Here is a 13,091-nt window from a genome sequence, read left to right as displayed (position 1 = left end):
GTCAGGCTTTCCTCTTGCGGGCGAACCGGAAATTGGTGGTGAAGATGCGAGTGTTGAGCCAGATGGCGACGAGGATGATCGCGCCGGTGACGATCTGGGTGAAGAAGGGCGAAATATGCATCAGGATCAGGCCGTTGCCGATGACGGCGATGGTCATGGTCCCGAGCACCGTGCCGATCATCGTCCCACGCCCGCCCATCAATGACGTGCCCCCGAGGACAACCGCCGCAATCACCTGCAGTTCGAAACCGACGGCGGCATTCGACGAGCCGGAACCGAGACGCGCCGCGATCAACAATCCGGCCAGCGCGGACGCAAGGCCCGATACTAGATAGACCGAGGCAACGATCCATTTGGCGGGCATGCCGACACGGCGAGCCGCCTCCATGTTGGAACCGACCGCCACGATCTGCCGGCCGTATTTCGTGGCCGCAATGACGACATAGCCGAAGACCGCAATGACGATTGCGATCAGCGCCGGCACGGGAAAGCCCGCCAGTTCGCCGCGCCCCATGTAGAAGAAGCCCGGGACGTCATTGATGGGGATCGAATAGCCCTGCGTCAGATAGAGTGCCACGCCGCGCAGGATGGAGAGCCCGGCCAGGGTGACGATGAAGGCCGGAATGTCCTGATAGGCAATGAACCAGCCCTGCAGCAGGCCAATAATACCGCCGAACAGAAGCATGCCGAGCGACACGAGGGGCCAGGGCAGGCCCGTGGCGAGCGTGATCGCGGCAACCGCATTTATGAGCGCCAGCATGGAGCCGACCGACAGGTCGATGCCCCCGGTGACGATGACCATGGTCATCGCGATCGCCACGATGAGAATGGGGGCGGCCTGACGCACGATGTTGAGAATATTGCCGGCGGTCATGAAGGTGGTGGTCGTCAGCGAAAAGAAGACGAGGCAGGCCAGGAAGAAAAAGGCGATGGATAGAACCTGGGCATGCTCGCCGAAGAAATCGGCCAGCGGCGAACCCTTGGCGCGTTCGGTATAGAGGGTCAATGTCCTTCTCCCCCGACGATGAGCTTAACGAGATCCTCGAGATTGGTCTTACCGATATCGCGCTCGGCGACCTTGGTACCCTCGTACATGACCGCGATCCTGTCACAGACCCTGAAGAGATCCTGCAGGCGATGGGTGATGAGGACGACGGAAACGCCTTTGGCCTTGACCCGATTGATCAGGGAAAGGACCGCCTCGACCTCAGCCACTGCCAGAGCCGATGTTGGCTCATCCATGATCAGAACCTGCGGATTGAAAGAGGCAGCGCGCGCAATCGCGATCGCCTGGCGCTGGCCGCCGGACAGTTTCTCGACCTTGGCCGAAAGGCGCGGAATGCGGATTTCCAAGGCATCCAACATCCCGCGAGCCTCGACCAACATTCTCTTGCGGTCAAGAAACGGCCCCCTGGTCAGCTCGCGCCCGAGGAAGAGATTGCCGACGACATCGATATGATCGCAGAGGCTTAAGTCCTGGAAAACCATCTCGATATGGCGGTCGCGAGCGTCCGCCGGACCGGAAAGGCGGACCTCTTCGCCGTTCAATGAAATCGTCCCCTCATCCGGCAGATAAGTGCCGGAGATAATCTTAGTAAGCGTTGACTTGCCTGCGGCGTTATCGCCCACAAGGCCGAGGCACTCGCCGGGAAAAAGATCAAGATCAACGCCGCGGAGCGCCTGATGCGAGCCGAAAGTCTTTCGGATGCCCCGCAAGGAGACGGCCGGCGTCGGCATCGATCGGCCGGGAGGCTGCGAGGAGGCTTTCGCCTCCCCGGCTCCGGCATGAACAGGCCGATTCTCTGTGATCATTTGAAAACAGCCCGGTACGGCTCGACATTCTCCTTCGTCACGATTGTGATCGGCACGGAGATGCTTTTTTGGACGCTGCCGCCGGACGTCAGCTTGGCAAGCGCTTCGACGGCCGCCGTGCCTTCGCCTGCCGGATCCTGTTGAACCACGGCAACAACATAGCCCGCATCAAGGCCGGCGATAGCCTGTGCGGTGAGATCCCAGCCAAACACCTTGATGCTACCTTGCTTGCCTTGGCTTTGGACGGCGGCGATCGCTCCAAGAAGAGCCGGTTCGCCGGTCGCGTAGATTGCCGTCATGTCGGGATTGCCGGTGATGAGATTTTCGGCGGCAGCCAGCGCGTTATCCTGGATATTCTGGCCATCGACAACGCCGACCGTCTCGATCCCATCACCCTTGATGGCGTCTTCAAAGCCTTTCTGACGAACGTTCTGGATATAGGAGTTCAAGGCGCCGACAATTCCGACCTTTGCCTTGCCGCCCATGTTTTTCTTCACGTAGTCGAGGAAATGGGCGCCGATGTCGGCACCTGCCTTGCCGTTGTCGACGCCGATCTGCGATTTCTGTGGGCCCTCCGGCAGGATAGCGTCAATCGCGACGGTCGGAATACCTGCGTCGGAGGCCAGTTTGACGGCCGGCATGATACCGTTCACGTCGATGGCGACAACGATCAGGCCGTCCACTTTCTGCTGGATATAAGTCTCGATGGCGCTGTTTTGCGCCGCGGCGTCATTGTTGGCGTTGAAGATGACCAGCTTGTCGCCCGACGCATCGGCCGCCTTCTGCGCACCTTCATTGATCTGGTTGAAAAAGAGGGCCTGCTGGTTGATCTGCACAAGCGCATAGGTCTTGCCCGCGGCATGAGCAAGCGATGCGCTCATGGCGACACCGGCAAGGGCTGTGAAAGCGAGCGCGGTATTGAACGCCCGACGTCTGATCTGTTTCATCATGTTCTCATCCTCTGGTTTCGTTATCTTTGCTTATTGTTACCGTTGCTTATTACGGGTCGACGGCGGTGCAACGGAGTTCCGCACGACGATTTCGACCGGCACGAGTTCCTCGGTGGCAAGCACCTCGCTCTCTTGCCAGTTTGTTTCTAGAAGAAGGGATAGGGCACGCCGGCCGATGGCACGCACCGGCTGGCGGATCGCCGTCAAAGGCGGTGCAAAGAGATGCAAGGGGCTGACATCGTCGAAACCGATGATCGACAGATCATCGGGAATGGAGATGCCGTGTTCGCGCAGCACTTCGATCATGCCGATCGCGATTTCGTCCGAGCTGGCAAAAATGGCCGTCGCAGGGGATCCTTCCTCAAGGAAACGCCGTGCCATCTCCCGGCCGCACGCGACCGTATATTCGCCGCTATAGCGCCGGATCGAAAATGCCTCGCCAAACCGTTCCTGCAGACCGCTGCGCAATCCATTGAAGCGGCGCTGCGTGCTGATCATCGCGTCGGGGCCTCCGACAAAAAGCACGTTACGATGACCGAATTCGGCCAGGTGACGGCCCGCGAGATAACCACCCTGCAAGTTGTCGGAAAAAAGTTTGGGCACCATCGCGAGCGGTACGTCTTCGTCGACAACGATGACCTTCCCGGTTCGATTGATGAGTGCCGCCAGTTCGCCGTCGTCCGGATGGTTGGTCACGAAAACAAGGCCGTCGACATGATTATGCTCAAGCAGCCGAAGATAGGCGACTTCACGCCCGGTGCGATTGAGGGTCGCATATAGCGAGACCGCAAGGCCCAGATCATTGGCTGCCTCCTCGACGGCGGCAACCATGGTGGCAAAAAAGGGATTCGCGATGTCGGGGACGACGAGCCCGATCGTATCGGAACGGCCACGGCTCAAACGACGCGCATGAGGGTTGGGCTGATATTTTAGCGCGGAGATCGCTTCGTCGATGCGTTGCTTGGTTGCGGCCGGCAGATCGAGTGACCCATTCAGCATGCGCGAGACGGTTGTCACCGATACCCCGGCGGCTTTCGCCACATCTTTCAAACCGGGAGCTCGTTCATGCGCCATTGTCTTGTAAACCGCTTTAGTAAATCGCTTTACTAATCCTGTTTGACAATCGCGGATCTGTCAAGCGCCGCACTGTGTGTTCATTCATTGACAAACACGGCGTGTCCGTCGGCCAAGCATTCCAACGAATGGATCCATTGACTTAGGTGTTCGCTCCACGCCGCTCGACGGATGCAACATAAGCATCAAGGAACTCACCTATTGAGGGTCGAACACCTTGCTCACCAATTTGAAGGGGCTGGCGACCGTGGCTCCCGCCGCGTCGAAAATGAAGGCGCCGACCTGTCCAGCGGATCTGCGGTTGGGCGGCTCATCGAGCGATGCCAGTTGCGGATAAAGTTTGGCAAGGCTCACAAAACGATCATGGCCAAGCCCATCGGATCCTTTGACGGATGTGATGTCGATGACCTTAACCCCGAACCTAACTGCCGCTTCCCTGACTTGCGGATCATCGATATCCAGACGTCCTACCCTCGGATGATTGGCATCAAGAAAGCTGGACGCGGCAAGCGCACGGTCGTCTTTCGAAACAAGCAGGTTTAGCGGTATCTTCAGTTTGCCGATCACGTCCATCTGCCGGCGAAAAACGTCGGCATCGATGTCAGGTGCGGCCAGCACGATGCGCAGCTTCGACAGGACATCGTCCCGGCCTTCGAGCTTGAGCTGCCGCACGGTTTCCATGATCAAAAATCCACCCATGCTGTGCCCAAACAGGATGATATCCCCGCTGTTTCGATCAGCCGAGATCGAGACCAGAAGCGAGGCGAGATAATCTCGGGAATAGAGTACGGATTCGCGATCGGCGACGTAGCCCGTCAATGCCCCTTGCGACGGCCATGCGAATAGAATCGGAACCACGGCCATCTTTGCGTCGGCCGCCATTTGCGCCAACCGGAAAAGCGATTCCTGAAATGTATAGTTATAGCCATGGACAAATATGGCGACGGGCCGGTGCCGCATCTGTTGGGTGGCCACATCCTTGTCAAAGACCGGTGCCGTCAGTGTGCTTTGAGAGGTGACAACGAAATCGGTTTTTGCATTCGGCGCACCCTTTGGCCATTCGATCGTCGAAGCCTTGTGAGCCGGCGGGATCGATATCGTATATTTGGTGTAATTCAGATCATCAGCGCGTCCCACGGAAAACCCGTTGTCGTTTCCCTCGTCCTTTGTCCTGGTCGTCGCTGCGTAGAGGGTAACTTCTTGTGTACCGGCGCTCTTTGCCGAGACGACCTTGAGAACCTCAGGCCCAGGACGTCCGGCACATGCACCGAGGATGAGAAGGATGCCAAGCGGGAAAAGCAACCGTGGGAAACGGCGGAAGGAGGCGAGAAACTGCATTGTGCTGAAATCCGATAAAATCACTATTTCGTGGATTGTACCGACGTCGGCTGCTCAACAGCTTTGCCGACACCGTTCTCGCTTAGCTTCAGCCCTCTGCTTGGATCATATCCCGTGCCGACGAGCCCGAGTTGGGCCGAGCGACATGGAATTTCCAGCGCACCGCCGTCCGGACCGGCGATGCGCTATGCCTCGTCAAGTGTGTGGCACGCCTTCACTCCCATGGGGTGACGTGCGCTTGATCCTGAACCACGCGACATAGAGCGCCGGCAGGAAGAGCAGCGTCAGGACGGTGCCGACCACGATGCCGCCCATCATGGCGTAGGCCATCGGTCCCCAGAACACTTCCCTCGATATCGGGATCAGCGCGAGCGTGGCGGCCGCTGCGGTCAAAAGGATCGGCCGCATTCGATGCTCTGTCGCCTCGACGACGGCTTGCCAGGGGGGCACGCCGCTCTCTCTTAGATGCTCGATCTGCACGATCAGGATGACTGAGTTGCGGATCAGAATGCCGATCAGTGCGAGAATGCCGAGGATCGCCACGAACCCCATGGGCGCATTGCTCGACAGTAGCGCGATGACGACGCCGATCAGTGCCAGCGGGGCAACGGCGAAGACCAGAAACAGGCGGTGGAAGCTCTGAAGCTGGATCATCAGGATGGTCGCCATTGCGAACAACATCATCGGCGCCACCGCTGCGATCGGGCCTTGCGCCTTGCCGCTTTCCTCGACGGCGCCGCCCACGGCGACCGAGTATCCGACAGGGAGGGTCTTTTCGAACTCGGCCACCTTCGGCTCCAGCTGCGTGACGATCGTTGCCGGCTGGATCGCGCCGACGACGCCGGCCTTGATCGTGATCGTGGGCACCCTGTTACGCCGCCAGACAACCGGCTGCTCGAGCTCGTAGCGGAATGTCGCGACCGCTGACAGCGGCACCGATTTGCCATTGGAGCCAGGCAATTGCAGGTTCTGCAACGTGTCGATAGATCCGCGTTCCGATCCCTGGGCGCGGCCGATCACATCGACGAGATAGATGTCGTCACGGACTTGCGTGGTGCTGGAGCCCTCGACAATACCGTTGAGCGCCGTTGAGATGTCCTCTGACGTCACCCCAAGCTGCCGTGCCTTGTCCTGAAGAACATCGACCTTGACGACACGTGCGGGCTCATTCCAATCGAAGGTCAGGGCCGCGAGAGAGGGGTTCGTGCCGACGATGCCCGCAAGCTTCTGCGCAAGATCGCGGACGGTCTGAATGTCCGGACCACTCACTCTGTACTGCACGGGCTTGCCGACCGGCGGGCCGATATCGAGAAGCTTTACGAACGCGTCCGTTCCGGGGAAGGTCTTGTTGAGATAGGCCTGAAGATCGGCCCGAACCTTGTCACGCACGTCCAGCCCCTTGGTGACGATGACCGTCTGGCCGAAGCTGACGTCGGCGGGCTGAACATCGAACGACAACAGGAAGCGCGGGGCGCCCTGGCCGACATAACTGGACCAATGGTCGATCGACTGATTTCCGACCAGCATGTCCTTTTCGAACTGCGCCATCTGGCGATTCGTCTCGCCGATCGAGCTGTTTTGCGGCAGATTCCAGTCGACTACGAGCTCGGGCCGGTCGGAAGACGGAAAGAACTGCTGCTGGACGAAGCCCATTCCGGCGACGGAAAGCCCAAAAGCGGCAACCGTGATGATGATCGTGACGTAGCGGAAGCGCATGGCGAGATCGAGCGCGGCCGCAAAGATCGACGCGAACCTGCCCTTCTTCTCGTGATGCTGCTTCATCGTTTTCGGCAGGATGCTGACACCGAGCAGCGGCGTGAACAGGACCGCCACGATCCAGGAGACGAGGAGCGAGACAGCAATGACGACGAATAGCGTAAAGGTGAATTCACCGGCGGCGCTGTCGTTGAGGCCGATCGGAATGAAGCCGGCGACCGTAACCAGCGTGCCGGTCAGCATCGGAAAGGCGGTGGAGGTGTAGACGTAAGTGGCTGCCTTGCGCAGGTCGTCTCCCAATTCCAGCCGCGCCACCATCATTTCCACCGCGATCATGGCATCGTCGACGAGAAGGCCAAGCGCGATGATAAGCGCGCCCAAGGAGATACGCTGCAGCGATATTCCCGAATAGGCCATGACCAGGAAGGTAATCGCCAGCACCAAGGGGATCGAGATCGCCACCACGAGACCGGCGCGAAGCCCGAGGCTGATAAAGCTGATGGCAAGAACGATGACGATCGCTTCGAACAGTGCGCGTGTAAAGCCCGAAACCGCCTCATCGACCACGGCCGGCTGATCGGACACTTGATGGACGTCGACGCCGATAGGCAAATCGCCGACGATGACGCCCATCTCCTTTTCGAGGGCCTTGCCGAATTCCAGCAGGTTCGATCCGTCCTTCATGCCGATCGCCAGACCGATTGCCGGCTGTCCGTTGAAACGGAAGAGCGAAGACGGCGGATCGACATAGCCGCGCTTGATCGTCGCGATATCCGTCAACGGGAAGAAGCGATCGTTGACGCGAAGGTTGATGGCGCGCAGGCTCTCCTCGGACGTGAACTGCCCTCCGACGCGCAAAGCGATGCGCTCGGGGCCAGCTTCCACAAAGCCCGACGCCGTCACTGCGTTCTGCGCTTGCAACGTCGAAATCACAGCTTGCCGATCGATGCCGAGAGCTGCGATCTTGCGGGTCGAGAATTCCAGGTAGATTGCCTCGTCCTGAGCGCCGATGACGTCCACTTTACCGACATTGGGCACAGTCAGGATCTTCGAACGGGCGTCCTCGACCCGGTCGCGCAGCTGTCGCTGCGAGAGACCGTCGCTGGTGAAGGCAAAGATGTTGCCGAAGACATCACCGAACCGGTCGTTGAAGAACGGCCCGACGACGCCGGACGGGAAGTCGCCCTTGATATCGGCGATCATGTTGCGGATGCGCACCCAGGTTCCGGCGACATCCTTCGCTTTCGTTGTTGCGAGGAGGTCGACAAAGACAATCGTCTGTCCGGCGGTCGTGATACTGCGCGTCACATCGAGCGACGGCAGTTCCTGAAGCTTCTTTTCGATGCGATCGGTGACCTGCTTCGTCACATCCTCGGCGGATGCGCCCGGCCATTGGGCCTGGATGACCATCGTCTTGATCGTGAAATTCGGATCTTCCTCGCGTCCCAGGCTGACGTAGGAGAAAACCCCGGCGATGATGAAGACGATCATGAAATACCAGACGAGGGAGCGATGCTCGAGCGCCCAATCGGAGAGGTTAAACGTCTTCAAGGGGTCGTCTCCTGATTAATTCTGACTTGCTGGCCTTCGGAGAGGTGATTGACACCGGCTATCGCGATACGGTCGCCGGGCTTCAGCCCCGACAGAACGGTGACCGGGCTTTCGTCGCCATCCGGTTTTGCGATTTCCACCGAGTGCAGCGAAACGGTTTTTTTCTCCGGATCGACGACCCAGACGCTCGCCTTGCCATCTTTCTGCAGAATTGCCGGTGGCGGGACGGAGATCGTCGGCGAGGCATCGGTCGTTGCCGTGACGGTGACGACCGAGCCGAGCCGGAAGGCCGACGGCGGATTGTTCAGACCGATCTTGATACGCTGCGTGCGGGTTGCCGCCTCGGCTTCCGGAGCGATCTCGCGAACCGTGCCGCTGGCGCGAATGGTGGTGTCGAGCTGAAGGGCGATCTCGAACGGCGAGCCCATCTTCAGACCCTGCATGTCGGCTTCCGGAATATCGACGACCACGTCGCGGAGGTCCGGCTGGGCGACCGTCAGAACGGTATCTCCCGCGGACACCACCTGTCCGACTTCCGCCGATGCCGCCGTGACGACACCATCGAACTCGGCTTTCAACTGCGCATATCCAAGCTGTTCTTCCGCCTTTGCAAGATTAGCCTGCGCCTTGGCAACGGCGGCGCTGGCGGTTTTCTCGGCCTGCTGTGCGCTCTCGAGAGCTGCCTCGCTGCCGGATTTCGCGTCCGCAAGCGCCTGCTGCCGTTGCGCGGTCGTGGAGGCGTTGGCCAATTGCGCCTGGCTGTTCGAAAGATCGGCCTGCGCGCTGCGAACCGCGAGCTGCAGCGACAACGGGTCGATGGCGGCGACGACTTGTCCCTTGGTGACGACGTCTCCAACCCCGACCTCTCTGGCAATGAGGCGGCCGAGTACCCTGAAGCCGAGATCGGTTTGAATGCGGGGCTGTACGACGCCTGCCAGCTTCAGAGTGGCGGCCGCTTGCGGCTGTACCACGACCGACAACAGTGGACGGATTTTCTCCGGTGGAGCATCGGTTTTCTGCCCGCAGGAGGCAAGGGCGACGGCTATTGCGGAGATCGCGATGATCGAGCGTTTATTCATTATTTCGTCTCCGGTGTGGCCGATACCTGCTGCCCGGGCCGGAGGAACTTGCCTCCTTCAACGACGACCAGCTCCTTCGGCTCAAGACCGCTGCTGACGGCGAACTTGCCCGTTTGATACTCCGCGACATCGATCTTCTTCATCGAGACCGTCTGCTTGGATGGATCGACAACCCAGACGGCAGGCGTGCCGCCGCTCGAGGTCATTGCGCTCCATGGCAGCAGGATCGCCTGGCGTGGCTGCGCCGTGAACGTGCCGACGACCACCGCACCGAGCGGCATGCCGTCGCCGCTTTTATCGAGGCCCACTTTCACGCGGATCGTGCCCGTGGCGGAATCGATCGTGGGAGACACCTCGCGAACGGGCACCGATATCCGTTTTTCGGGGCTCGACAGAAGGCTTACCTGAACATCCGCTTTGGACTTTTGAAGGAACAGCGATTCGAATACGTTAAAGACCGCATCGCGCGGTCCGTCATGGGCAAGCGTAAACACCGACTGGGCGGCTTGTGCCACCTGCCCTACCTCGGCATTGCGTGCCGTAATCACACCATCCGCATCTGCCCGCAACTCCGTGAACGAAAGCGCGTCCCTGGCGGTCCCGAGCTGAGCCTGCGCCGCGTCGAGCGTGCCTTGCGCAGTCAGAAGCGCTTCCTGCGCCGCGTCATAGCTGGCGCGGGTCGTCACTTGATTTGCGAAAAGACTTTTCTGGCGATCCGAGGCAAGTTGGGCCTGCATCAGCTGAGCTTCGGCCGAATGGAGGCTCGCCGTTGCGACATCGACATCCGCTTGCTGCTCCTGGGGATCGATCTTCGCCAGAACCTGACCGGCCTTCACCTTGGAACCGACGTCCACCGATCGCTCAATGATCCGGCCGCTGACGCGGAAAGACAATTCCGATTGAATCCGCGCTCTGACCTCGCCGGTCACCGCCGTATTGGAGGCATAGCTGGAGAGCTCGGCGCTCACGGTGCGCACTTCCCGGCTGACAGCGGAGTGATCACCGCTTTTTTCGCTACATGACGAAAGAATGGCTGCCGACATCGCCAGCCAGATTAGATTTCTGGAAATTCCCATGAAGGCCCCGATCGAACACCGAACCACTTTACGTTTTCGGACAGATAAACTTGACTAACCGATTAGTCAATGAGATGGTTTCTCGTCAGCATTGGAATGCCTGTCGGAGGGATAATGGCGGAGAAAAAAAAGCTCGGGGTGCGTGCGCAGCGAAAGGCTGCCAGGCCGTTGGAGATCCTGGACGCCGCTTTTGAGGAATTCGTTGCTCATGGCTATGTGGCAACCCGCGTCGAAGATATCGCTGCTCGGGTCGGAGTGACCAAAGGAACAGTGTATTTCTATTTTGAGACGAAAGAGGTTCTTTTCGAGGCAATGTTCAAGCACATGGCGGTTCCGTTTGCCGATATAAGAGCTCAGCTGAAGACGCTCACCGGCCCTTATGCGGACCGCATCAAGGCATTCTTCTATTTCTTTTACGAACGGATCGTCCTCGACCGCAGATCGAGAGAAATGCTGCGCTTCATCATATCAGAAGGGTCGCGGTTTCCGCAGGTGGTTGATCGCCACTATGAAGAGACCATCGCGCCAATGTTCGATGCAGCAAGAGAGCTCTTCGAAGAGGGAGTAGCCGCCGGCGAACTGCGGGCTTCTGCTGCTTTGCAAATCCCCGAACTTACCCTCAGTCCTGCGATAATGCTGAGCTTTTGGTACATGTTGTTCGCCGATCGAAAACCTCGCGACGTAAAAGCCTTCATCGACGGACACGTTGACCTGCTTCTCAACGGGATGGTGACACGAGCCGAGCGCACAATAAAATAGGGTTCACAGGGTGCCGATTACGCCGCCCGCCACGAGCGCTGAAGGTCGGCAATGGGATAAGCGCGGCCGGTTCCGGAGCTTCTTGAACAAACCCATAGCCCTACCGGAACGAGAAGCGCCATAAAAGTCCGTTGCAAGTATCCAGCACCAAGCAACCTGCTCCTAGCTTTTCAGCCCAAAGCGCTTTTCAAGCTGCTCCCAGCTTTCGTCCATCGCATAGGTGGACGAAAGATAGGGGATCCCTAAGTGACCATAGAGGATCGATAGCTGCCCTTCCGCCTTTTTCTCGTCAACACCCGCGATTTGCTGAAGATAAATGGCCGACACGAGGCCGGTAGGGTCGGCACCGGTTTCACAATGAACAAGGATCGGCTTTGGTGAATCGCGCAGAATGGCGACTAGCCGGTTGGCCTGCGCTGGTGTTACTTCCTTAGATGGTGGCAACGCAAAATCAATATGGGAGATACCGGCATGCTGTGAGGCACCGATCTCGTCCTTATACCAAAGGGCGTCGCTCCTGCCTCTAAGGTTGATGATGGTCCGGATACCATAGTGCTTCACATAATTGTCAATATCGGCCTGGGAAGGCTGCGCGGAACGATAGAGCTGACCCGGCACCACCTCGTCGAAATTATCCGTAAGCTGGATCGCACTCAGATGCGAGCCGAGAAGCACCATCGAGATACCGGCGATCCAAATAGATGTCTTTAGTAGTTTGATCATGGTCTCATTCTCGTTTCTGCGGAAAATCCAGTATGACGCCGCCCGATGCTGAGGCGAACCGATGCCGGTACTCTTTCTTGATCTTCGCTGCTTGCATCGGCTCCTGCCGTCGAAAGATGCAGGACATCGAAAGTTCGCAAGCTTCGCAGATCATTATGTCCTCAAGGCGGTAATATTCTTACATTTTCGTAAGTATAGCTTGGAGCTCAAGCGCTATCGTAGCCAGTGGTGTCCGCACGGGAACGGCGACTGAAGGAAGAAAGCCGCTGTTTGCGTCTTGCAATATGCGCTTGCGATGATTTTGGGTTCGTATTCGGTCAACGCGTGATGAGACGAATGCGCGATCCCGCAGGTCACTGGTCGATGGCCAGATCCATGTTGTGAAGTCACGCGATTGCCGCAACCAGACTGAGGCCGGCCCGTTACCCGGAGAGTGCCTGCTGCGTTCTGCTCTATAAAATCGCCTTAAAACCGCTTCGGATTCCTCCGGCCGGATGCCGGGACCTGTGTCTTCGACAACAAGCACAGTTCCTTGGCCGTCTTGCGCAGGTTGCGACGCTTTTTACGCAAGTCAGCCAATATCACGTCGTCATGGAACTCGACCCGCGCTTTGTCCTCTCCGCTGACGCGCTCTCGCATTTGTACTCGAAGTCGTCGACCGCCGACAAGCTCGTGCCGCTCAACATGCTGGGCACCCTGCAAACAGGCGTGCCGCCGGTCTCCATCAATCACCAGGGCAATTGGGCGAGGATATCACGGTTGAGCGCACGCCGACGATCATGGTCACAAGATCTGTCCCGCCGGGATCGGCGATGAAATATTTTGGATCGATCGCCGGATATTCCGTCGGGTCCGCCAAGCGCAGCATGATCTCGCCCCGGCTGTTCGGTCGCTGGAGCACCCAATTGGCGTTCAAGCCCGATCGGCTGCTCCACCGCGCCAAAAATAACACGACATCACCGTCATACAGTTTTCAAGCTTTGCCCATTGACAGACGGCCACCCCGCGGCAAT

Annotated in this window: 11 protein-coding genes; 1 reads left to right on the top strand and 10 read right to left on the bottom strand. The window is 58.8% G+C overall.

Features of this window, described 5'->3' with window-relative positions:
- Position 1 precedes the first annotated feature (1 nt).
- The 8 genes from GA0061101_RS25280 to GA0061101_RS25245 form a co-directional block, all read right to left on the bottom strand.
- A complete protein-coding gene (locus tag GA0061101_RS25280; protein WP_092575489.1) occupies positions 2–1,006 on the bottom strand; it encodes an ABC transporter permease in 1,005 nt (334 codons plus the stop codon).
- Entirely contained in the window at positions 1,003–1,812 is an 810-nt protein-coding gene (locus tag GA0061101_RS25275) for an ATP-binding cassette domain-containing protein (protein WP_037197078.1), read from the bottom strand. Before GA0061101_RS25275 ends, GA0061101_RS25280 begins: the two co-directional genes overlap by 4 nt.
- Positions 1,809–2,759, bottom strand: coding sequence for a substrate-binding domain-containing protein (locus tag GA0061101_RS25270; RefSeq protein ID WP_092575486.1), 951 nt, complete (start codon positions 2,757–2,759; stop codon positions 1,809–1,811). The genes GA0061101_RS25275 and GA0061101_RS25270 overlap by 4 nt, the downstream gene beginning before the upstream one ends.
- Before the next feature lie 39 nt (positions 2,760–2,798).
- Positions 2,799–3,836, bottom strand: a complete 1,038-nt coding sequence (locus GA0061101_RS25265; protein WP_037197080.1) for a LacI family DNA-binding transcriptional regulator — start codon at positions 3,834–3,836, stop codon at positions 2,799–2,801.
- A 198-nt stretch (positions 3,837–4,034) separates the two neighbouring features.
- Positions 4,035–5,174, bottom strand: a complete 1,140-nt coding sequence (locus GA0061101_RS25260; protein WP_051963513.1) for an alpha/beta hydrolase — start codon at positions 5,172–5,174, stop codon at positions 4,035–4,037.
- 195 nt (positions 5,175–5,369) lie between these two features.
- Positions 5,370–8,441 (bottom strand): efflux RND transporter permease subunit, encoded by a 3,072-nt coding sequence (locus GA0061101_RS25255; RefSeq protein ID WP_092575483.1) that lies wholly within the window; start codon positions 8,439–8,441, stop codon positions 5,370–5,372.
- The gene (locus tag GA0061101_RS25250; RefSeq protein ID WP_037197082.1) at positions 8,438–9,520 is read right to left on the bottom strand and encodes an efflux RND transporter periplasmic adaptor subunit; all 1,083 of its coding nucleotides are present in this window, start codon (positions 9,518–9,520) and stop codon (positions 8,438–8,440) included. Before GA0061101_RS25250 ends, GA0061101_RS25255 begins: the two co-directional genes overlap by 4 nt.
- On the bottom strand, positions 9,520–10,596 hold the full coding sequence (locus tag GA0061101_RS25245; RefSeq protein ID WP_167669594.1) for an efflux RND transporter periplasmic adaptor subunit: 1,077 nt from the start codon (positions 10,594–10,596) through the stop codon (positions 9,520–9,522). The genes GA0061101_RS25250 and GA0061101_RS25245 overlap by 1 nt, the downstream gene beginning before the upstream one ends.
- A gap of 114 nt (positions 10,597–10,710) precedes the next feature.
- Here GA0061101_RS25245 and GA0061101_RS25240 point away from each other — a divergent pair, with 114 nt between their 5' ends.
- A complete protein-coding gene (locus GA0061101_RS25240) occupies positions 10,711–11,355 on the top strand; it encodes a TetR/AcrR family transcriptional regulator (RefSeq protein ID WP_047553297.1) in 645 nt (214 codons plus the stop codon).
- A gap of 162 nt (positions 11,356–11,517) precedes the next feature.
- On the opposite strand, the gene GA0061101_RS25235 is transcribed toward GA0061101_RS25240, so the two are convergent.
- Positions 11,518–12,078 carry a dual specificity protein phosphatase family protein gene (locus GA0061101_RS25235; protein WP_092575479.1) on the bottom strand — a complete coding sequence of 187 codons (561 nt, stop codon included), beginning with the start codon at positions 12,076–12,078 and terminating at the stop codon, positions 11,518–11,520.
- Positions 12,079–12,802: 724 nt separating this feature from the next.
- Positions 12,803–12,994 (bottom strand): GMC family oxidoreductase, encoded by a 192-nt coding sequence (locus tag GA0061101_RS25225; protein WP_245297570.1) that lies wholly within the window; start codon positions 12,992–12,994, stop codon positions 12,803–12,805.
- Between the last annotated feature and the right edge of the window lie 97 nt (positions 12,995–13,091).

Source organism: Martinezella lusitana (assembly GCF_900094565.1).
Classification (GTDB): domain Bacteria; phylum Pseudomonadota; class Alphaproteobacteria; order Rhizobiales; family Rhizobiaceae; genus Rhizobium; species Rhizobium lusitanum.
The sequence above is the reverse complement of the archived record's forward strand: the minus strand, read 5'-3'. Positions and strand labels throughout refer to the sequence as shown.

Coding starts and splice junctions, on each gene's coding strand:
- GA0061101_RS25250 (WP_037197082.1), bottom strand. CDS start 9,520: ATGAATAAACGCTCGATCATCGCGATCTCCGCAATAGCCGTCGCCCTT.
- GA0061101_RS25260 (WP_051963513.1), bottom strand. CDS start 5,174: ATGCAGTTTCTCGCCTCCTTCCGCCGTTTCCCACGGTTGCTTTTCCCG.
- GA0061101_RS25275 (WP_037197078.1), bottom strand. CDS start 1,812: ATGATCACAGAGAATCGGCCTGTTCATGCCGGAGCCGGGGAGGCGAAA.
- GA0061101_RS25270 (WP_092575486.1), bottom strand. CDS start 2,759: ATGAAACAGATCAGACGTCGGGCGTTCAATACCGCGCTCGCTTTCACA.
- GA0061101_RS25245 (WP_167669594.1), bottom strand. CDS start 10,596: ATGGGAATTTCCAGAAATCTAATCTGGCTGGCGATGTCGGCAGCCATT.
- GA0061101_RS25265 (WP_037197080.1), bottom strand. CDS start 3,836: ATGGCGCATGAACGAGCTCCCGGTTTGAAAGATGTGGCGAAAGCCGCC.
- GA0061101_RS25240 (WP_047553297.1), top strand. CDS start 10,711: ATGGCGGAGAAAAAAAAGCTCGGGGTGCGTGCGCAGCGAAAGGCTGCC.
- GA0061101_RS25235 (WP_092575479.1), bottom strand. CDS start 12,078: ATGATCAAACTACTAAAGACATCTATTTGGATCGCCGGTATCTCGATG.